The following is a 21,352-nucleotide window of genomic DNA, read 5'->3' as shown; positions in this document are numbered from 1 at the left end:
GTTTGCCCAGTATAATTTGGATGCCTAATGATTAAATCTGCATTGCGCTGTACGCCATAGCCTGGGGTCCATATGAGCTGCCCGCCTGTATAGAAATTTTATTATTTTCTATCTGTGTATTTGTACCTGGGTAGGTTACAACATGTGCGGCAGTTAATATCCAATTCTCACTAAGGATTACACCACCAGCATTGAAGCTTCCATTAAAAAAAACAGCAGCTTGATAGCGAGCATCTTGAATTGGCTTTGGATTGCCTCCAATTATGCTTGTTTTAGGAACATTATTGTTTTGAAAAGATTCCAACTGCTCTAGCTGCTTGTCTTTCTTACACCCAATAAAATTTGTTGACAAAATGACCATTGTAATCATGGCGAGAACAACGATTCTTTTGCCCTTTAAAAAATGGTTTTTCATAGAATAGTTTTTTTACGGTTTATTGTTTACTTAATATCTGAACCATAAAAATAGAGTTACACAACGCTGTTTTTTAGGCATTGTTTATTATCATTTTATTAAGAAAACATAAAGCGATTAAAATAAAGTTTTGCGATCAAATGATGCAGGTCTTCACCCAACTGGAGCATTCAGGAAAAAAGCAATATTAGTGAAGAGTTGTCAACTTTAATTGCCAATTTGCTAGAAAGTTGACAACTCTGAAATGAAAAAAGCCGACAATTTCTTATCGGCTTTTATCTTTGCATGATTAAACTTTATAGTCGACCGCAACATCGACTTATCGGTTAAATATGTATCGCTCTGTTATCAGTTGCAGCAAGAGCAGCTTCTTTTAAAGCTTCTGTGTAAGTTGGGTGAGCATGGCAGGTACGTGCAATATCTTCTGCAGATGCACGGAATTCCATCGCAATAACCGCTTCGGCAATCATATCGGCAGCACGAGGACCAATCATGTGTACACCTAAAACTTCGTCGGTAGCAGCATCGGCCAAAACTTTAATAAAACCATCGGTATCCATGCTTGCTTTTGCACGTCCGCTGGCTTTGAAAGGGAATGAACCTGCTTTATATTTAACGCCTTTTTCTTTTAATTGCTCTTCGGTTAAACCTACAGAAGCCACTTCTGGCCAGGTGTAAACCACACCAGGAATTAAGTTATAGTTGATATGCGGTTTCTGCCCGGCAATGGTTTCGGCAACATAAGTACCTTCATCTTCTGCTTTGTGGGCCAACATGGCACCAGTAATTACATCGCCAATGGCATATACTCCTTTAACCGAAGTTTCTAAATGTTCGTTAACCGGAATTTTTTTACCTCTTTCTTCAATAGTGATTCCGATTTTATCTAAGCCCAAACCTTCGCTATAAGCGGTACGGCCAACGGCTACGATACAATAATCGGCATCAAATGATATGGTTTCGCCTTTTGGTGTTTCGGCAGTAACTGTTACAATTTTACCTTTGTTGGTAGCGCCGGTAACTTTATGCCCCATATAAAACTCCATGCCTAAGTTTTTCCTCAACACGCGTTGCAGCTCTTTACCTAAACCAGCATCCATTGTGTTAATAATTGATGGTAAAAACTCTACTACAGAAACTTTTGTACCTAAACGGGCATATACAGAACCCAACTCTAAACCGATTACACCGCCACCGATTACAACCATCGTTTTAGGTACTTCTTTAATATTTAAAGCCTCGGTAGAGGTAATGATGCGTTTTTTATCGATTGGCAAAAACGGTAAAGCTGTTGGTTTAGAACCAGTAGCAATAATTACGTTTTTAGCTGATAGGGTTTCGGTAGAGCCATCGGCTTTGGTAACGAGTATGGTATTTTTATCAACGAAAGAGCCAACTCCTTCGAAAGAATCGATTTTGTTCTTTTTAAATAAATAAGTAATACCAGCAGTATTTTGTGCAACAACATCATCTTTACGGGCGATCATCTGTGGCATATCAACCTTTAAATCTTTTATGTTGATACCGTGGGTAGTAAATGTGTGGGCAGCGTTGTGGTAGTGTTCTGAAGAATCCAACAAAGCTTTAGACGGGATACAGCCTACGTTTAAGCAGGTACCTCCAAAAGTTTTATATTTTTCAATAACTGCAGTTTTTAAACCTAACTGAGCACAACGGATTGCGCCTACATAACCGCCCGGCCCTGAACCGATAACAACGACATCGTATTGCATAATTTCTTGATAATTTTGATTAGTCAAATGTAGGGAAAAAAGGCCGAAAGCTGAAAGCGCATCAGGCAATAGAAGCACTTTCTTAGTCATTGTTTTATCAGTTATTTGCACTTCATCAATCGGCTATAGCCAATACACGTTTAGCTTAAGCGTAATTTTTAGAAAAACAATTGATTAATCATTTGATACGCTTTGCCCAGTATGATTTTAAATTTGTGCGAAACGAGGCTGTGTAAGTAATTGTTCAACGGAGATTGAACCTATTGTGTCGTCAATAGTAGCCTAAGGGCACATGCATTACAAGTAATTGTTTTGTGTGAAGCTGCCCTGACAAAGTAACCCTTTCACCGGCAGGTGAAGAAGTTGAAGCCGTGAGGTGGAAACAACGACGGTAAGCATTATGCTGTCTGGGGGCGAGGCTGAAGGTATGGTCAACGAAAGTGAACTATCATTAAAAGGTCGTTAAGTCGAACAAGCCAAACAATGCTGATAGGCTTGAACCAAAAGGTGACGCAGTTGGATAATCTCTGGAATTTTGGGATTACACGAACAACAGAACTGCCGGCGTAGAGATAGGACCTAACCCTTCGTTGTTACTTACACGGAACGTTGTAAGCCCGTATCATTCCTGCGGATGCAGGAAAGCCGACTGTAAGGAAGGCCGATAGTGGTGCGGGTATGGGATTACAGAGAAAGCGAATGCTATTTTGTAATGAAATGGATAGGAGTTTAAACGTCACTCCACACGAAAGTGGGCAGACTTCTGTATATGGTAATTATTTTATAAGAAACTTTTAGAACTTTTTAAAGGAGGAAAGCAAATGAACGTAAGTAAAACAGCGTGTGCGCCTACTGACAAAGAGCTCAGCAATTGGAACAACATTGATTGGGACAAATGCAAGAATGGAGTTGGAAAGCTACAAGCACGTATTGTAAAAGCTCAGAAAGAAGGTAAACATGGTAAGGTAAAATCCTTACAATGGGTACTAACACACTCTTATTACGCCAAAGCTTTGGCTGTGAAAAGAGTAACCTCTAACAAGGGGAAGAACACAGCAGGTGTTGACAAGGTAACTTGGGATTCACCTGTTGAAAGATTAAAGGCGATTGCTGATCTGAAAAGAAAAGGGTACAATCCACAGCCTTTAAGACGGGTACATATTGAAAAAAGCAATGGGAAATTACGCCCTTTGGGTATCCCAACGATGAAGGATAGAGCAATGCAGGCTTTATATCTCATGGCATTGGAGCCGGTAGCAGAAACTAAGGCAGATAAACACTCTTATGGTTTCAGAAGAGAACGCTGCACGATGGATGCTATTACCCAGTGTCACACACTTTTGGGTAAAGAGAAACTCTCCCCAAAATGGGTTATGGAAGGAGATATTAAAGGTTGCTTTGATCACATCAGCCACCAATGGCTATTGGAGAACATCCCAATGGACAAAACCATGTTAAAAAAGTGGCTTAAATGTGGTTTCATCTTCAAGGATGAACTGTTTCCAACAGAGGAAGGAACCCCACAGGGAGGTATAATATCACCAACGCTGGCCAACATGACTCTTGATGGTTTAGAAACAGTGTTGTTGGAAAAATTCCAACGGACTACAGTAAGTGGCAAATCATATTACCCAGCCGTAAGGTTGGTAAGGTATGCTGATGATTTTATTATCACAGGAAAAACGCAGGAAGCACTGGAAAAAGAGGTTAAGCCTGTGGTTGTTGAATTCTTAAAACAAAGAGGATTAATCCTTTCTGAAGAAAAGACCAAGACAACCCATATAGACGAAGGCTTTGATTTCCTGGGTTTCAATGTCCGCAGATTTAAACATGTGGTACTTACAAGACCATCAAAGAGTGGCATGAAGAAATTCCTATTAAAGATAAAGGACATTATTAAGTCCAATCAATCTACGAGACAGGATTCACTTATACGCATGCTAAACCCTGTTATTACTGGCTGGGGCAACTACTATAAACATAGCGTTGCCTCGGATATATTTCAGAACTGCGATCACTTGATCTTTCAAAAAATATGGTCATGGTGTAATCGTCGCCATTCCGCTAACAAGGGAAGGAAATGGGTTAAACAAAAGTACTTTCAAAAGATCGGCAATCGAGACTGGTGTTTTACTTGGAAGGAGAATGAAAATGAGGATAAAAACTATCTGACATTGAAACATCTTTCCAATATAAACATAACCAGGAATGTCAAGATCCATGGAAGTGCAAACCCCTTCGACCCTACATGGAAGTACTATTTTGAAAAGCGTGAAACGTACAAAATGTTACAGACATTAAAAGGAAAGACGACTCTACTTAAGTTATGGGAGAAACAGAAACGCACATGCCCTATCTGCGGCAACAAAATTGACAGGGAATTACCGTGGGGCACTACCAAAAGTATTGTCAACAACAAGGCAATTCACGAACTTGTACATGATGGTTGTCGCAGAAGTGTTTACCTTAAAAAGAGGGCTTCTCGATGAGGTCGTCTATGTAAATAGATGGCAATTACTTGAGCCGTATGAGCTGGAAACTCTCACGTACGGTTCTTAGAGGAGAAGGCGGGAGCAATTCCGCTGACTTACTCGACACAGGGGTAAGCGCTTATATCAATTCTTTTTGAAGCATAAATTCTTTCGCGTTTGCAAAACTTAAAAACAATTCATCAGCAATTTTTAATTTTTGATGTGCGCGCACATTATTTTGGATGGCATAACAGGTAATGCCCGCAGCCAAGGCAGATTTAACACCGTTTAATGTATCTTCAAAAACTATGCATTCGTCTTTTTGTAAGCCCAAACGTTCAACACAAAGGTTATAACTTTCGGGGTGAGGCTTAGAGTTGCTTACATCGGTACGGGTAATGAAAAATTTAAAATACTTGGCCAATCCGTTGCGCTCAAAAACAGCTTCAACATCAATTTTAGGGCTTGCAGTAACCACAGCCAGCGTTAATCCTCTTGCGTATGCAAACTGGATAAAATCCAACGCAAAAGGCATTAGTTCAATATCGGTTGTTCTAAAACCATCGAAAGTAATCTTCTCCCTCCTGTTGATGAAACCTTCAAGCTCTTCGTTAATTTTATACCTGTCTATTATCGTTTTGGCATTTTTAGGCAATGGGATGCCTGCATAATTGCTTAGCCAATCTTTAAAATCGATAGCCACTCCATAATCGCACAAAAAAGTATTCCAACAATCGAAATGAAACTTTTCCGAATCAATTAATGTGCCATCTAAATCGAACAGCAATGCTTTTATTTTACTCATTATAATTTTTAAAGGAATGATTTATGGGATGATCTCGAAGAGAAAAAATTGTTGTACCTGCGATTTCCCAAAGTTATTATCAACGCAAAAGATTAGAGATTGATGTCCGTTAGCCAATTTTGGACCAAAAGTTACGCCTTCAAAGTTGTCGATATGCCTGTTTAAAGTATCAAAATCGAAAAGCAGTTTTTTAGTTAACGGTTTTGGCGGATTTTTCACAAACGATGGGTTATCAATTTCATTTTCTGCCTCGTTTAAATCAACCAGGTAAAGTTTTACAAAGCTATGGTCATCATGGCCTTTTGCCCAGGCCCTTTCCATAACCAAAAGCGTATGGTTGTTTACCGCCAGTATTTCTGAAATGCCATTTACATTCCAGTCGTTTTCAACCGTTGGCTTAACTGGTAAAGCGCCAAGGTTATAAGCATATTGCGCAGTATTCTTTTTGCTTGCCACATCAAATTTCAGAATACGTGTTAAAGCTTTATCATATTCAAAAGCTGCCTGTAAACCATCTTCATATCTTGGCTCCTCTAAACTGGCATATAATGTTTTGTAACCATCGGCATAAGTTAGGCCTTCAAACAATGCATTTTTGCGTGTTCCGTTTTCGGTTTTGGTAAAATGAAAACCTTTGGGCAGTGGGATGGTATCCAAAAACTTCCCATCAGTAGAAATAAAAGTTAAACCAGGTTGAACGATTGTTGTATAACCATTTTTAAATAACCTTTCGCCTTCACTACTCCAAATTAATTGCTTGCTTAATGGGTTATACCTTACCGATTCGCCATCTGGTTTAACGCTCTTATCAGTACCATATTTAGGATATTGTTTCCCGTTTTCCTGAAGCAAATAAGTTACGCCCGTTATGCGAACAGTATCTATTTTATTTTCTTTAATATCAATTTGTGCGGTATAAATCCTCGCCGGACTAAATTGCGAAGGATCATCGCTGATCATATAATATTGGTTTTGTTTTACATCATAATCAATACCTGATAATCCGCCTACTACCGAATTTTGGAAATTTGAATTTAAAGGCATAATGTATTCATCCAAAAACTTAATGGCTGATACACTGTTTTCATTTTGCTTTACCGCAGCATACTTGGTTGCAGAACAAGATGAAAGAACGATGGAAAGAATAGAATAAACAAGGAAGAGCTGTGATACAGATTTCAAATCGTGATGTTTAGGCTGTAAAAATATGGTTTTTTGATTGCACAAGGTACGTCACCCTTAATTTATTTCAGGGCCTTAACAGTGATGATTGTTGTTTATGTTTAACTAAAATAAATTTCTAATTTCATAACGATAAACGGAACAGTCGGAATTTTACCATTTAACTGCACACTTAATAACTCGATCTGCTTAACTTCTTAAAACATTAAGAAAACCTGATTTTTTCTCTATAAAAAGAAACAGTCGAACGTTACCATCCGACTGCACAGTTATTGTGTAATGTAGTGTCAGATGTTGTTACCTAACACAGATAAAGTTTAAGATTTAAAACAACTTACCAATAACACGGTAAGTAATATTGTTTCCATCTACAATCTCTTCATAATATACATCATCAGGAGAAACAAAATATTTTTCATTTTTAATGGTCACTTCCCTGCATCCTTCTGGCAACTCGTTAATTACATCACCTATATTGTGCGAATCAACAGTTCCTCCATCAGTATTTAAAACCCCATCTTTACCTGCAACAACATATACTGCTTTACCATCGGCATTTTCTTTTTGGGTGTAATAAACGCCCTTATATTCGTAATAATCTACCCCGTTAATGGTAACCTGAGTGGCATCAGAAGGTAAATTCGGAACTTCGGCACCAACAGGTGGAGTTACCACTTCATATTGTTCGTTATTTTGTTGATAGAATAATCCACCTGAGTAATAAAACTGATTGGCACCATAGTAAAACGGATAATAACCATAAGGCAATACACCAATTCTGATACCTAAAAACGGACGGTAATAATTGTAATAGCTATAATACGGACGGTAATAAGGTCTGCCATAACCCGGGCGATATGCGTAACCTGGTCGGCCATACCCTGGTCTGCCATAACCTGGTCGGTAACCCGGTCTGTTATAACAGTAATTTGGTCTGGCTACACGCCCTCCATAACTTGGGCTATAACTTCCTCTGCCAGGTGCACGCATTGTTGGCTGTCTGGAAATGGAACCTCCACCTCTTGATGAACTTATCGAACCAGATCTTCCTCCTCCAGAAAATCCTCCTCCACCTCTACTTGCCCTTTGTGCAGAAACACTTTCGATGTTTAAGGTTGCAATCATCGCTGCTGCAGCGAAAACAACCAATCCTTTATTTAATAACCTATTCATTTTATTGTGTTTAACTTGATTACGAATATGACGATGAAAACGGTTAAAAGATTATCCCTTAACAAGATTTAACTAAATTTTGATACAGCAATGACGAATGTAGCCCTTGGAATTACCTGCTCATGCATGGAAATTGTAAAACACCTTTCTCATCAATCCCATACATGCTAACAAACCTTTTACGGGTTGTTTTTTTTTATCGATTCTTAATCACCTATATTTAAATTTTATTCCTTAAAACTAGCTTAAATGAACCTTACCAGAATTTTTAGCCTTTTATTTTGCCTGCTTACTGCTAACCAATTAATGGCCCAGCAAACCGATTCGGCTTATGTGAGAGAAAACTACACTAAAATAGAGCGCCAAATACCCATGCGCGATGGGATTAAACTATTCACTTCCATTTATATACCCAAAAATCAATCCAAAAAATATCCATTTTTAATTAACCGCACACCATACACTGTTGCACCCTATGGCGAAGACAAATACAAGCTTAGTTTAGGTAACTTTCCGGCAATGATGCGCGAAGGATTTATTTTCGTTTATCAGGATGTACGTGGCCGTTGGATGAGTGAAGGTACCTTTGCCGATATCCGCCCGCAGCAAACTGGCAAAAAGAGCAAAAACGCCATTGATGAAAGCACCGATACCTACGATACTATTGACTGGCTGGTTAAAAATGTGAAAGGCAACAATGGTAATGCCGGAATTTATGGCATATCCTATCCTGGTTTTTATTCTACCACTTCACTACCAAACGCCCACCCGGCCTTAAAAGCTGTTTCGCCACAGGCACCGGTTACCGATTGGTTTATGGGCGACGATTTTCACCACCGTGGAACTTTATTTTTAATGGATGCCTTTAGCTTTATGGGAAGTTTCGGTGTACCACGGCCTAAACCCATCACACCAGATAAAGGCCCTAAGGGTTTTCAATTCCCGATAGAAGACAATTACCGTTTTTACTTAGAAGCCGGATCGGTTAAAAGCCTTAAAGACAAATATTTTGCCGATAGCATTAAATTTTGGAATGATTTATTTAAACACCCAAACCTTGATACGTTTTGGAAAGCACGCTTAATTACCCCGCATTTAACCAATGTAAAACCGGCAGTAATGGTGGTAGGCGGTTTTTTTGATGCTGAAGATGCTTACGGAACCTTTGCAACCTATAAAGCAATTGAGAAGCAAAATCCCGGAGCCAATAATATTCTGGTTGCAGGTCCTTGGTTTCATGGCGGCTGGGTACGTAGCGATGGATCTTATTTTGGAGATATTCCTTTTGGTAAAACCACCAGTATAGATTATCAGGAGCAATATGAACTGCCATTTTTTAAACACTATTTAAAGGGTGAAGGAGATTTTAATGCCGCAGAGGCAAATATTTTTGTAACCGGCAGCAACGAATGGAAAAAGTTTAAAACATGGCCACCACAGGATGTAGAAAGCAAAAACCTGTATTTACAGCCTAACGGAAAACTGGCCTTCGAAAAAGTTGGCAGAACCGACAGTTGGGATGAATATGTGAGCGATCCGAATAACCCTGTGCCTTATCAGGATGGCATTCAATCCAAACGTACCCGCGAGTATATGATAGACGACCAACGCTTTGCAGCCCGCAGGCCAGATGTAAAATCTTACCAAACTGATGCCTTAACAGAAGACATTACCCTAACCGGACCTGTTTTAGCCAACCTTGTAGTTTCTACCACCGGAACCGATGCCGATTACGTAGTGAAATTGATTGACGTTTACCCGGAAGATGCACCAAACCCTGAGCCTAACCCTAAAAATTTAATTATGGGTGGTTACGAAATGTTGGTACGCGGAGAAATTATGCGCGGCAAGTACCGCAACAGTTTCGAAAAACCCGAAGCTTTTGTTCCAGGCACCATTACCAAAGTAAATTATCCATTGCCTGATGTGGCCCACACCTTTAAAAAAGGACACAAAATCATGATTCAGATTCAAAATTCATGGTTCCCTTTGGCTGATCGCAATCCGCAGAAATTTATGGATATTTATCAGGCAGAACCACAGGATTTTCAGAAAGCAACACATAAAATTTACCATGATGTACACAACAGTTCATATATAACCGTTTCAGTATTGAAATAAAGCGAAAAAATGCCCTCACACTCGTTTCTACGAGTGTGTAAATAGTCAATCGTTTTCAACGATGCAAAAACATTATCCGGTTCGTGTTCCCACGAACCGGAAGCTTATTAAATATCCGCTTAACCACCTAACTTATTCAAATGAAATACTTTAAACTAATCATCATTCTGCTTTCAGCATCATCAGCATTTGCGCAAGGCGATGCCGGATACCCTAAAGCAAACTACACCAAAAAGGAAGTATACATCCCCATGCGTGATGGAACAAAACTTTTTACGGCAATTTACTCCCCTAAAGATGCCTCGAAAAATAAAAAATACCCGATGATTATGCAGCGTACCTGCTATAGTGTAGCGCCATACGGAGAAGATAAATTTCCTGCCCGCTTGGGTCCATCAGAACTCATGATGAAAGAAGGTTATATTGTGGTAATGCAGGATGTAAGGGGCCGTTGGAAAAGTGAAGGTACCTGGACCAACATGACACCTGTAATTGATAATAAAAAAAGCAAAAAGGATGTTGATGAAGGATCAGATACTTACGATACCATCGACTGGCTGGTTAAAAACGTAGCCAACAATAATGGTAAAGTTGGTCAATGGGGAATTTCCTATCCGGGTTTTTATACCGCAGCAGGAATTCTGAGCAATCATCCAGCATTGAAAGCATCATCGCCACAGGCACCAATTTCCGATTTCTTTTTTGATGATTTTCACCATAATGGATCATTCTTACAAAGTTATTTCTTCACCTTCCCGGTATTTGGGGTACAAAAAACCGATACCACATCTAAACCCTGGTACAATAACCAGATAATTTTGCCAAAAACAAAAGATGGTTACCAGTTTGCTTTAGATCTTGGCCCTTTAACCAATGCAGATAAATATTATAAGAATAACTTTTTTTGGCAGGAAACTGTAAACCATCCAAACTACGATGAGTTTTGGCAAAAACGCGGTTTATTAAAACATTACAATACTGTAAAACCTGCGGTAATGTTGGTTGGCGGATGGTATGATGCCGAAGATTTGTCAGGCCCGTTAAACATTTATAAAACTATAGAAAAGAAAAATCCTAATGCTTACAATACAATAGTGATGGGGCCGTTTGGCCATGGAAGATGGAGCCGCGAAACTGGCCATACCATGCACAGCAATGTATATTTTGGCGACAGCATAGCTACCTTTTACCAAAAAGAAATCGAATCTAAATTTTTTAATCACTTTTTAAAAGGCAATGGCGACAAAAACTCTGGTTTACCAGAAGCCTACATGTTTGATACCGGCAAAAAAGAATGGGAAACTTTTACCAAATGGCCAACAGAGAAAGCTGCTAAACAGAAATTGTATTTAGCTGCCGATGGTAAACTTAGCATGACTGCCCCTGCTGCCGCTGGTTCTATAAACTACATCAGCGACCCTTTAAAGCCTGTTCCTTATACAGAAGATTTAACCACAACATTGGGTTTTACGCCACATAATTACATGAGCGAAGACCAACGTTTTGCCGGAAGAAGACCAGATGTATTGGTTTATCAAACCGAAGTGCTGGATAACGACATTACATTGGGTGGTGAAATTATGTCGCACCTTAAAATTGCAACCACAGGTACTGATGCAGATTTTATTGTAAAACTGATCGATGTTTATCCTGCCGATGAACCCAACAATCCTTATATGCCCAATAAAAACATTACCCTTAGCAATTACTGGCAAATGGTACGCTCGGAAATAATGCCTGCCCGTTTCCGTAACAGTTTCGAAAAACCTGAAGCTTTGGTTGCCAATCAAAAAACCGATGTAAATTTTCAGTTGCAGGATGTATTGCACACCTTTAAAAAAGGACATAGAATCATGATTCAGGTACAAAGCACTGCATTTCCGCTGTTTGCACGCAATCCACAAAAATTTGTAGAAAATCCTTATAAAGCAACAGAAGCAGATTACATTAAAGCCACGCAAACGGTATTTAACGATAGCTTTATCGAAGTTGATATTATAAAATAGCGCGCGTGGAAATAGCCCCGATTCGTGTCTCCACAAACAGGAAAATTGATCAACACTGAAAAAAAATGAAAAAATTACTCTTCATCCTTGCAACCGCCCTAAGTATTTCAACGGCTCAGGCGCAGCTGCTTGGAAAAAACCAGGTAAACTCCCGCGCCGAAAGTCTTCGCGGAACCCTTACCCCATTGCGCACCTGTTACGATATTAATTACTACCACTTAGATGTGAAGATTGATATTGATCAGAAATCGGTAAGCGGAAACAATGAATTTGCCTTTACTGCCACTCAGGATTTCACTAAACTACAATTCGATCTTTTCGACAACTTAAAAGTTGATAAAGTGGTTTATCAAGGCAATAATTTACCTTTTACACGCGAGTATAATGCTGTTTTTGTTACTTTCCCTAAAGCGGTAAAAAAAGGAAGTAAAGATAAATTCACGGTTTTTTACTCTGGCAACCCTACCGTAGCAAAAACACCACCATGGGATGGCGGTTTCATTTTTAAAAAAGATGCTGCAGGCAATCCTTTTGTATCTGTGGCCTGCCAGGGGCTTGGTGCCAGCGTATGGTGGCCAAATAAAGATCACCAAAGTGATGAGGTAGACAGCATGTTGATTAGCATTACCATACCAAACACCTTACAGGAAATATCAAACGGAAGGTTAAGAAACACAGTAAATAAACCCGATGGTTACAAACAATACAACTGGTTTGTGAGCAACCCCATTAATAACTATGATGTTACTTTTTACATTGGAAAATATGCACACTGGCAAGACAGTTACGATGGTGAAAACGGGAAACTGAGCATCGATTATTGGGCTTTACAAACGGATAGTGCAAAAGCGCGCCCACACTGGGATGCAGATGTTAAGCCCATGCTAAAATGTTTTGAATATTGGTTTGGCCCATACCCATGGTACAAAGACGGTTATAAACTGGTTGAGGCACCACACCTGGGTATGGAACATCAGAGTGCGGTAGCCTATGGCAATCAATTTAAGAAAGGCTATTTGGGTAGAGATTTGAGCGGAACCGGCCATGGCCTAAAATTTGATTTTATTACCGTACACGAAAGCGGGCACGAATGGTTTGGCAACAACATTACCGCAAAAGATATTGCCGATATGTGGATACATGAAGGTTTTACCAATTACTCAGAAGTATTGTTTACAGAATGTACAGAAAATAAAGCAGCTGCAGATGAATATGTAATCGGGCTGCAAAAAATAATCAGCAACGACATTCCCGTAATCGGCCCTTATGGTGTTAATAAAGAAGGATCAGGCGATATGTACCCAAAAGGAGCAAACCTGATTAGTACCATCCGCCAGTTAATTAATAATAATGAAAAATTCAGACAGATTCTTCGTGGATTAAACAAAACTTTTTATCACCAAACGGTAACTACCGCACAAATCGAAAATTACATTGCTAAGCAGAGTGGTTTAAAATTAGATAAGGTGTTCGATCAGTATTTACGCTATACCAACATCCCTGTACTTGAATATAAAATAGATAACGGAACCTTGTCTTATCGCTGGTTAACCGATGTAAAAGGCTTCGATATGCCTGTACGCGTTACCTTAAAAACTGGTGCTTATACATTAATCAAACCATCAAATGATTGGAAAACGGTTAAAGTAGACGCCAGTATTAATGTTGATAATTTTAAACAAGATCCATTATTTTACATCAAAACAAAGAAAGGATAATGGTTGATTTTTCTTTACCCCAGACTGGAATTTAAAGAAATTTTCACTTTGTGCAACTTTTCTGCAAAACAACCGTCTTATTAGAAAAACGACATTCCATTTAAAAATAAAATCTATAACCATGAAAAAAGTATTTGCAATATTATTGGCATCATTAACATTAACTGCTGGCGTTAACGCAATTGCAAAAAATGGCAGCAACACAAATGAATTCCGTACCAAAAGCGACGATCGCCAGGTTAAAAACTTTAATGGCGTAGCATCTGCAGGCCCAATTAATGTAATTGTAACACTAGGCAATACCGAGAGCTGCCGTTTAGAAGGCGATTCAGAAGCAATTGCTTCAATTATTACGGAGGTAAAAGGCAACGTGTTGGTTATCCGCCCACAAACAAGTATCACCAGCTGGTCTAGAAAATACGAAGGCAAAAAAATCACAGCATACGTAACCGCAAAAGAGTTGGCAAGCTTAACAGTAAGTGGCGATGGAAACTTAACTGTTAGCGGCAAAATCAGCACCGGTAGCCTAACCACAACGGTGAGCGGTTCGGGCAGCATTAAAGCAACAGCAGATGTAGATGATTACAGCGGTGTGATTAGCGGATCGGGCGCAATTAACATCACTGGTGGCGCAGATCATGCAAAAGTAGTTATCAGCAGTTCTGGTACATTTTCAGGTAAATCATTTTCTACAAAAACCTTAAACAGTACCATCAGTGGTTCAGGAACTGTAAATATTGCGGTTAGCGAAAGCATTAAAGCAGTAATCAGTGGTTCAGGAAATGTAAATTATTCTGGCAATCCAAGTGTTGATAAAACTGTTATTGGCTCAGGTGGAGTGAGAAAAGTTTAAATAAAAACCATTTAATAGCGAACACCTGTAAGAAATTACAGGTGTTTTTTTGTTGGTAAGGAATAAATTTTTAGTTCCATTCCCCAACACAATCGTTATGATGAACTTGTTATAGCATCTTTTTGTAAAATACCCTGATCCAGAAAGCTCTTTGGACAAGACCCGGTATTCAAACTAAAAAATTATCTTCGCTTAACAACATCCCTAGCTAATGAAAAAAACCTTATTTGCACTCCTTTTACTATTTAATATCAGCTTTGGTTACAGTCAAACACTCGATAAAAAGTATCTGCCAGTGGTAAATGCTTTTATCGCAACAGTAAAAAGTGGTTCGATAGAAAAATTGAGCGACAAAATCAAATATCCTTTAACCCGGACTTATCCCATCCCGCCAATTAAAAATAAGCAGGAATTTATAAAAAGATATAAAGAGGTTTTTGATGACCAACTCATCAAAAAAATTATTAACTCCAAACCCACAACGAATTGGAGCGATGTCGGCTGGAGAGGTATTATGCTTTTAAACGGCGATTTATGGCTCGATACCGATGGCAAAATCATTGCAGTAAACCAGCAATCAAAGCTCGAAGCCAAAGAACAAACTAAGCTAATTAATGCCGACAAAAACAAACTTTATCCATCTCTCGCGAATTTTACACAACCGGTTCTGGTTCTCGAAACTGCCCGATACCGGATCAGAATTGACGACCTTGGGAACAACAATTACAGATATGCCTCCTGGTCGCTAAAAAGTAACATGAGCGAAAAGCCTTCATTGGTATTAACCAAAGGTAGGTTGACGGCCGATGGCAGCGGCGGAAACCACAACTATCAATTTAAAAGTGGCCAATATACCTATACCTGTTATATTACAGTACTTGGAGAAGAAGATTCGACTCCCGCCCTACTCACGATCACTAAATCAGGTAAAGAAATTTTATCTCAAGAAGCAAAAAAACTCACTTTATAATAATGCAAGCATATGCTTATCGAAACTTTAAAAGCACTTTTTAACCGTGATTTAAACAAGCTCAAATCCGAAATCGAATCCTATAATAATGAAACTAATTTATGGATTATAGATAGAAACATTGCCAACTCAGCAGGCAACCTTTGCCTTCATTTAATCGGAAACCTGAATACATATATCGGTGCAACCTTAGGTAGTAGTGATTACATCCGCAATCGGGAACTGGAGTTTTCTTTAAAAAATATCCCAAAGCAAGAACTGATCAACATGATCCAGGCAACTCTGATAACGGTTACGCAAACCCTCGAAAAAATAACCGAAGAACAGCTTAATATTGAATATCCGATGTTAGTTCTTCAGGAGAAAACCTCAACCGGATTCTTTATGGTTCACCTTACCACACACTTAGCCTATCATTTAGGACAGATCAATTACCATAGAAGGTTGTTGGATGTTTAAAATTATGTTGTTATAAATAGAAGCCAGGTTGGGCATCCAGTAATGCAATCTATGTGCTAAACCATCAATTGCGAGGAGGATTTTCAGCGACAAAGCAATCAATCAAGAGAATGCAATTAATACATGAGAATTACCCATCATGCAACAACCCTTTGCTCAAAATGCAATTGTAGTTACCAAAAAAAATTAAGCGTTACACTATTTAGAAAAACAAGAGCCAATCGCTCAGAATAAAAATAATATCCTCCGTGCCTTTATTTTTCTGTGGCTTTCTACATCCAAAACAAAAAAGGAGGCTTAAACCTCCTTCCATATCTTTTTAAAACTGAACCCCAATGAGCCACATATTTTCAATGTAGTTAATCTTCTGACTGGCGTGATCGTACTCATCCCATCCAGTGGTATGCACATTTGTTAAATTGGTAGCACCAAACTTAGTGGTGTTTTGCAAATAAACATTTTTCCAAACGTAAAACTTAAGTCCGATTTTAGCCGACACCCCATAACCTGAAATATTCCAGTGGTTGTTGCGGCCAAGTCCGAATAAGCGAACATCAGAACGAGGAACCATAATTCCTCCGCCTAAGCCAGTTTCTAATGTTAATGAAGTATTTCCTCCTGGTGCAACCCAAATATCATCGTAACGTTCAACCTCTATATTGGCATAGTTAAAACCATCAGTATGTTCATAAGTAAGCATACTTTCTTTAACATTAATATTTTGCCCGTTATAATCACCAGCTAAAGATCCTGTTGCAACATTTTCGGGCGTAATATTGGCACCGATGTGCCCAGTAATGGCAACAGTTTGCGGAATATCCATCACATATTTCATGTGGTCCCATCCGATTGAAATGCTGTAGTTATCTTTAATAAAATAACCTACGCGAATATTATATTGCGGAACGGTGATTAAACCTGGGTTTAAATAAGCCCAGCTCAATTTAGACTGCCTATCGTGTGCAACAACATCTTTAAGTGTAAAATCGTAATTTGGGCCCTGAAACCTGATATCGCTTTTGCCATACCATGAACTGTTATAACCCCAGTGAAAAAAGAAATCGCCCTTGCGCGAAAAATTTCTTTTATGCTCAGGATTAAATAAACTTTTAGATGTTGGTGTATGGTCAGTTGAAGAGGTTTGAATCTCCTGAGCCTGCATACGCTTGCCGAACAAGAGTGCTAAAAATAGAATGGTAAGTCTTTTCACGCGGCAAATTGAGCAAAAAGACCAGTCAATTACAACAGCTTTAACATTTTGTAGGACTTATTGTACAAAAAATGACTTTGAAACATTAAAACCTGGTATAAACGGCCAGTTGAATGATATTATTAACTGTATTATTCGTCATGCCCTTACTCGCCTGGTTCATGTAACCTGCTTCAAGATCAAATTTCTTCGAAAATCGATAACCCGCAGCCACGTACAACCTGTTTTGATCGAAAACGCTATTGTTAATTTGATCTTTATTTTGGAGATTTAAAAAAACCTCGTTTTGCAAGGCCACAAACGGCCCTTTAGTAAAGGTAGGCTGTGTTTTTTGTAACGGTTGGATGAGCCTTAAAAAATAACGGAAACGCTGCGAAAAAACATCCTCGCCAGAGCGGCCAATAAAACGTTGCTCTAACCTAACCCTATGACTGGCAAATACTGATTTTATTTTATGAGTGTAAATATATTGCTCGAAAATACGGTGTTCGTGAAAAAGATTTTTACTGGTACCGATCAGATTCATATCAGTGGTTTGCCACAAATAACCCAAAGCCACATTATGTTTATCGTTAATAAAATATTGTACCGCAGGCCGTACCAAGGTATTCCTTAAATGACTCCAATCGTCACCAGAACGCAGCTGAACATCAAACTGAAGTCCCCATTTTTCGTTAAACTTGGTATTGTTTAAAAACATAAACCAACCCGAATTTTGCTTTTGGGTTTGCGCATAAAGCTTTCCAGATGCCACAATGATCAGCACCATGGCAGAGAATAATATTTTTTTCATAAAAAGATAAACCGGTTTTATCTGTGTGCTGCTAAATTAAAAGAAATATGGCAAAGTGAAAAGAGAGTTGTTAATTAGTTAGAAAATCAGGAGATCGGAGTCCGCCATTTATTGCCTGCAACAACGTTCCAACCTGGCGTATTTAGCGTTGTTATGGTTGTTGATAAGGTCGCAACCAACTACCTGTTCCTGGCCTTAGTGTTAAAAACCTCCAAATCCATTACCTAAACCAGTACGAATCCTTGTGTTAAAAACCCTTATTATTTAAAATTCATTTAACGTTAAACGATTAAAAATTTATCTTCGTTAAAGATTTGGGCATTATGGCATCTTTAACTTGCCTTAAATTGCGCTTATTTTAATATTACAAAACGTAAAATAGAACAAAAATGATTATCGAACCTAGAATGAGGGGCTTTATCTGTTTAACCGCACATCCTGATGGCTGCGCACAAAACGTAAAGAATCAAATTGAATATGTAAAATCAAAAGGAGCTATAGATGGTCCTAAAAAAGTATTGGTAATTGGTGCATCAACCGGTTTTGGTTTGGCATCACGCATTACTGCTGCTTATGGATCTGGGGCGGCTACAATTGGCGTATTTTTCGAAAAGGCACCTTCTGAAGGTAAAACAGCATCACCAGGCTGGTACAACAGTGCAGCTTTCGAAAAAGAAGCACATGCAGCTGGTTTATACGCAAAAAGCATAAATGGCGATGCGTTTTCTAAAGAAATTAAAGAAAAAACTTTAGCAACAATTAAAGCCGATTTAGGTCAGGTAGATTTAGTAATTTATAGCCTTGCATCTCCGGTACGAAAACATCCTGATACAGAGGTATTACACCGCTCTACTTTAAAACCTATCGGAGGAACTTACACCAATAAAACTGTAGATTTCCATACAGGCAATGTAACCGAAATTTCTATCGAACCTGCTACAGAAGAAGATATAGTGAACACTGTGGCCGTAATGGGCGGCGAAGACTGGTCGATGTGGATTGATGCTTTAAAAGCAGAAAACCTGCTTGCCGAAGGTGCCACAACAGTAGCATATTCGTACATAGGCCCAGCTTTAACCGAGCCGGTATACCGTAAAGGAACCATTGGCCGTGCTAAAGATGATTTAGAAGCAACTGCATTTACCATAGCCGATAAATTAAAAGATATTAATGGAAAAGCTTATGTATCAGTTAATAAAGCATTGGTTACACAGGCAAGCTCTGCAATTCCGGTAATTCCGCTTTACATTTCATTGTTGTATAAAGTAATGAAAGCTGAAGGTATACATGAAGGTACAATTGAGCAGATTCAACGTTTATATGCAGAACGCTTATACACCGGCAATCCTGTTCCTGTTGATGAAAAAGGAAGAATCAGAATTGATGATTGGGAAATGCGCGAAGATATTCAGGATAAAGTTGCCAAACTATGGAACGAAGCAACAACCGAAACACTACCTGCAATAGGCGATTTACCAGGTTACAGATCTGATTTCTTAAGTTTGTTCGGTTTCGAAATTGATAAAGTAGATTATCAAAAAGATGCACAGGAAGTGGTAGAAATAGAAGGTTTAGTAAATTAATTATTCAAATCCATTATCCTCAACCGCTATAGTTATTTCGACTTGAGCAACGCGGAATGGAAAAATCTTATAATAAACGGCTGGCCATATAGCCAGCCGTTTTTATACCCAAACACATGAATTTCGATTTACAGCAAACTTTAGAAAACGATTTAATCAAAGCCGTGCCATTAAAACAGGAAGATTTTGAAGTCCTTTTTGCCGTAGCCTCCGATCCATTAATTTGGGAGCAACACCCCAACAAAGACCGTTATAAACGGGAAGTTTTTGAAAATTTCTTTAAAGGTGCCATCGAATCGCAAGGTGCTTTTATTGTTTATGAAAAAGGTACCGATAAAGTAGTGGGCAGTTCGAGGTATTACGAACTGGATGAGGCAGATCGATCAGTTGCAGTGGGTTATACCTTTATTGCGCGCGAGTTTTGGGGCAAAGGGCATAACAGGGCATTAAAAACACTGATGTTCGATTATGCTTTTCAATTTGTGGATAAAGTGATTTTGCATATTGGTGCAACGAATTTCCGATCGCAAAAAGCTGCTGAAAAATTAGGGGCTGTTAAAATTGCCGATCTCGAAGTAGCCTATTACGGTGAGCCTGTTAAATGGAATTTTGTTTACCAGGTGGATAAAGATAAATGGATAAACAGGGCTTCATAAAAATTAACCACAGATCAACACAGAAGTTTTTTAAATCTATCGTCATAGTTTGTAAAGAAGATGACTGGAATTTGCATTTTTAATGCAATAAGCAGCTAATTATTAGCAGTTTTTAACCACAGATTAACACAGATGTTTTTAAAGCTATCGTCATCGTTTGTAAAGAAGATGACTGAAATTTGCATTTAATACAATAAGAAGCTAATTATTAGCAGTTTTTAACCACAGATCAACGCAATTCAAGTTATCCTATCTGTGTTCATCCTTTTCATCTGTGGTTAATTATATTGCCACCTATACAAGTTACCTTCCATGTTCCCGTAACCAACGTTATTGATAATGACAAGAGCATAACCGAATAAAATCGTATTTATGCTTTAGTATTGTTATCTTTGTTTAATTCTCCATTCCACTCACCCTTCAAAACAAAAACAATTAAATAATATATGGCTAAATCTCAGGCAACATACAGTAAAAAAGAGAACGAAAAAAAACGATTAAAAAAGAAAAACGACAAACAAGAGAAAAAAGAAGAACGCCAGGCAAATGCTAAAAAAGGCTTATCTCTTGAAGACATGATGGCTTACGTTGACGAAAACGGAAACATCTCCTCTACTCCACCAGATCCGAAGAAAAAGAAAGTGATCAACACTGAAGATATTCAGATCGGTATTTCAAGACAAGAAGACATCATCGACGAAAATCCTGTAAAAAAAGGAACAGTTACTTTCTTTAACGACAGTAAAGGTTACGGTTTTATTAAAAACACCGAAACTCAGGATAGTATTTTCGTTCATGCAAACGGTTTAATCACCCAGATTAAAGAAGGTGATAAAGTTACGTTTGAAGTAGAAATGGGCCAAAAAGGACCAACTGCTGTTAAAGTATCAAAGGTATAATACCTTGATTCAAATTCTTTTTGCAGTTCTCTAACTGCAAAACATGATTAAAATTCTGCAGAAAACTCTGCTGCGCCAGGTTTTATAACCCTATATAATTCCGACTATTTAAGCATAAAACCTAGCGCATAATTTTACTCTCTTTCTATTACTTTAGAAAATCAGGTTTCTATTGGCATTGGCTATTCAATCCCGCCATAGCTATTAGCCCTCATTTTGATGCGTTGCCATTCCGGGCTATCCGCTTTGTCGGGTTTATGTAGCTAGCGCAACCACTTTTTTTAATAGACAAATGCCTAAAGTAA

Annotated in this window: 17 protein-coding genes; 10 read left to right on the top strand and 7 right to left on the bottom strand. The window is 38.5% G+C overall.

The window, feature by feature from the left end; translation table 11 throughout:
- Positions 1 to 31: 31 nt before the first annotated feature.
- Complete coding sequence (locus tag ACZZZW_RS04715) at positions 32 to 415, bottom strand: trypsin-like serine protease (protein ID WP_463492443.1); 384 nt, start codon at positions 413 to 415, stop codon at positions 32 to 34.
- A 326-nt stretch (positions 416 to 741) separates the two neighbouring features.
- Entirely contained in the window at positions 742 to 2,148 is a 1,407-nt protein-coding gene (gene lpdA, locus ACZZZW_RS04710; protein ID WP_463497714.1) for a dihydrolipoyl dehydrogenase, read from the bottom strand.
- Between the two features lie 821 nt (positions 2,149 to 2,969).
- On the opposite strand from lpdA, the gene ltrA reads away from it, so the two are divergent.
- Positions 2,970 to 4,637, top strand: a complete 1,668-nt coding sequence (gene ltrA / locus ACZZZW_RS04705) for a group II intron reverse transcriptase/maturase (protein WP_463492442.1) — start codon at positions 2,970 to 2,972, stop codon at positions 4,635 to 4,637.
- A 121-nt stretch (positions 4,638 to 4,758) separates the two neighbouring features.
- On the opposite strand, the gene ACZZZW_RS04700 is transcribed toward ltrA, so the two are convergent.
- From ACZZZW_RS04700 to ACZZZW_RS04690, 3 genes are all read right to left on the bottom strand, one after another.
- A complete protein-coding gene (locus ACZZZW_RS04700; protein ID WP_463492441.1) occupies positions 4,759 to 5,424 on the bottom strand; it encodes an HAD family hydrolase in 666 nt (221 codons plus the stop codon).
- Positions 5,425 to 5,445: 21 nt separating this feature from the next.
- Positions 5,446 to 6,606 carry an esterase-like activity of phytase family protein gene (locus ACZZZW_RS04695; protein WP_463492440.1) on the bottom strand — a complete coding sequence of 387 codons (1,161 nt, stop codon included), beginning with the start codon at positions 6,604 to 6,606 and terminating at the stop codon, positions 5,446 to 5,448.
- Between the two features lie 324 nt (positions 6,607 to 6,930).
- Positions 6,931 to 7,779 (bottom strand): DUF6515 family protein, encoded by an 849-nt coding sequence (locus tag ACZZZW_RS04690; protein WP_463492439.1) that lies wholly within the window; start codon positions 7,777 to 7,779, stop codon positions 6,931 to 6,933.
- A 249-nt stretch (positions 7,780 to 8,028) separates the two neighbouring features.
- On the opposite strand from ACZZZW_RS04690, the gene ACZZZW_RS04685 reads away from it, so the two are divergent.
- From ACZZZW_RS04685 to ACZZZW_RS04660, 6 genes are all read left to right on the top strand, one after another.
- A complete protein-coding gene (locus ACZZZW_RS04685) occupies positions 8,029 to 9,900 on the top strand; it encodes a CocE/NonD family hydrolase (protein ID WP_463492438.1) in 1,872 nt (623 codons plus the stop codon).
- Positions 9,901 to 10,040: 140 nt separating this feature from the next.
- Complete coding sequence (locus ACZZZW_RS04680) at positions 10,041 to 11,906, top strand: CocE/NonD family hydrolase (protein WP_463492437.1); 1,866 nt, start codon at positions 10,041 to 10,043, stop codon at positions 11,904 to 11,906.
- A 65-nt stretch (positions 11,907 to 11,971) separates the two neighbouring features.
- Positions 11,972 to 13,624 (top strand): M1 family metallopeptidase, encoded by a 1,653-nt coding sequence (locus tag ACZZZW_RS04675; protein ID WP_463492436.1) that lies wholly within the window; start codon positions 11,972 to 11,974, stop codon positions 13,622 to 13,624.
- A gap of 121 nt (positions 13,625 to 13,745) precedes the next feature.
- Positions 13,746 to 14,477, top strand: coding sequence for a head GIN domain-containing protein (locus tag ACZZZW_RS04670; protein WP_055908523.1), 732 nt, complete (start codon positions 13,746 to 13,748; stop codon positions 14,475 to 14,477).
- 211 nt (positions 14,478 to 14,688) lie between these two features.
- The gene (locus ACZZZW_RS04665; RefSeq protein ID WP_463492435.1) at positions 14,689 to 15,447 is read left to right on the top strand and encodes a hypothetical protein; all 759 of its coding nucleotides are present in this window, start codon (positions 14,689 to 14,691) and stop codon (positions 15,445 to 15,447) included.
- A gap of 12 nt (positions 15,448 to 15,459) precedes the next feature.
- Positions 15,460 to 15,906: a DUF1572 family protein gene (locus tag ACZZZW_RS04660; protein WP_463492434.1), complete on the top strand. Its 447-nt coding sequence runs from the start codon at positions 15,460 to 15,462 to the stop codon at positions 15,904 to 15,906.
- 319 nt (positions 15,907 to 16,225) lie between these two features.
- Here the strand turns inward: ACZZZW_RS04660 and ACZZZW_RS04655 are convergent, their stop codons facing one another.
- Complete coding sequence (locus tag ACZZZW_RS04655; RefSeq protein WP_235526063.1) at positions 16,226 to 17,116, bottom strand: hypothetical protein; 891 nt, start codon at positions 17,114 to 17,116, stop codon at positions 16,226 to 16,228.
- A gap of 85 nt (positions 17,117 to 17,201) precedes the next feature.
- Complete coding sequence (locus ACZZZW_RS04650) at positions 17,202 to 17,909, bottom strand: DUF2490 domain-containing protein (protein WP_055908534.1); 708 nt, start codon at positions 17,907 to 17,909, stop codon at positions 17,202 to 17,204.
- A gap of 389 nt (positions 17,910 to 18,298) precedes the next feature.
- Between ACZZZW_RS04650 and fabV the strand changes: the two genes are divergently transcribed.
- The 3 genes from fabV to ACZZZW_RS04635 all read left to right on the top strand — a co-directional run bounded on the left by fabV (position 18,299) and on the right by ACZZZW_RS04635 (position 21,047).
- Positions 18,299 to 19,492, top strand: coding sequence for an enoyl-ACP reductase FabV (gene fabV / locus ACZZZW_RS04645; protein ID WP_055908538.1), 1,194 nt, complete (start codon positions 18,299 to 18,301; stop codon positions 19,490 to 19,492).
- Between the two features lie 116 nt (positions 19,493 to 19,608).
- On the top strand, positions 19,609 to 20,148 hold the full coding sequence (locus tag ACZZZW_RS04640; RefSeq protein WP_463492433.1) for a GNAT family N-acetyltransferase: 540 nt from the start codon (positions 19,609 to 19,611) through the stop codon (positions 20,146 to 20,148).
- Between the two features lie 446 nt (positions 20,149 to 20,594).
- Positions 20,595 to 21,047: a cold-shock protein gene (locus ACZZZW_RS04635; RefSeq protein ID WP_025142069.1), complete on the top strand. Its 453-nt coding sequence runs from the start codon at positions 20,595 to 20,597 to the stop codon at positions 21,045 to 21,047.
- Positions 21,048 to 21,352: the final 305 nt, after the last annotated feature.

It is taken from the genome of Pedobacter sp. AC379, assembly GCF_979258145.1.
Note: the sequence above shows the minus strand (reverse complement) of the source record. Positions and strands in the feature narration are given on the sequence as shown.

Coding starts and splice junctions, on each gene's coding strand:
- ACZZZW_RS04715 (WP_463492443.1), bottom strand. CDS start 415: ATGAAAAACCATTTTTTAAAGGGCAAAAGAATCGTTGTTCTCGCCATG.
- lpdA (WP_463497714.1), bottom strand. CDS start 2,148: ATGCAATACGATGTCGTTGTTATCGGTTCAGGGCCGGGCGGTTATGTA.
- ltrA (WP_463492442.1), top strand. CDS start 2,970: ATGAACGTAAGTAAAACAGCGTGTGCGCCTACTGACAAAGAGCTCAGC.
- ACZZZW_RS04700 (WP_463492441.1), bottom strand. CDS start 5,424: ATGAGTAAAATAAAAGCATTGCTGTTCGATTTAGATGGCACATTAATT.
- ACZZZW_RS04690 (WP_463492439.1), bottom strand. CDS start 7,779: ATGAATAGGTTATTAAATAAAGGATTGGTTGTTTTCGCTGCAGCAGCG.
- ACZZZW_RS04685 (WP_463492438.1), top strand. CDS start 8,029: ATGAACCTTACCAGAATTTTTAGCCTTTTATTTTGCCTGCTTACTGCT.
- ACZZZW_RS04680 (WP_463492437.1), top strand. CDS start 10,041: ATGAAATACTTTAAACTAATCATCATTCTGCTTTCAGCATCATCAGCA.
- ACZZZW_RS04675 (WP_463492436.1), top strand. CDS start 11,972: ATGAAAAAATTACTCTTCATCCTTGCAACCGCCCTAAGTATTTCAACG.
- ACZZZW_RS04670 (WP_055908523.1), top strand. CDS start 13,746: ATGAAAAAAGTATTTGCAATATTATTGGCATCATTAACATTAACTGCT.
- ACZZZW_RS04665 (WP_463492435.1), top strand. CDS start 14,689: ATGAAAAAAACCTTATTTGCACTCCTTTTACTATTTAATATCAGCTTT.
- ACZZZW_RS04660 (WP_463492434.1), top strand. CDS start 15,460: ATGCTTATCGAAACTTTAAAAGCACTTTTTAACCGTGATTTAAACAAG.
- ACZZZW_RS04650 (WP_055908534.1), bottom strand. CDS start 17,909: ATGAAAAAAATATTATTCTCTGCCATGGTGCTGATCATTGTGGCATCT.
- fabV (WP_055908538.1), top strand. CDS start 18,299: ATGATTATCGAACCTAGAATGAGGGGCTTTATCTGTTTAACCGCACAT.
- ACZZZW_RS04640 (WP_463492433.1), top strand. CDS start 19,609: ATGAATTTCGATTTACAGCAAACTTTAGAAAACGATTTAATCAAAGCC.
- ACZZZW_RS04635 (WP_025142069.1), top strand. CDS start 20,595: ATGGCTAAATCTCAGGCAACATACAGTAAAAAAGAGAACGAAAAAAAA.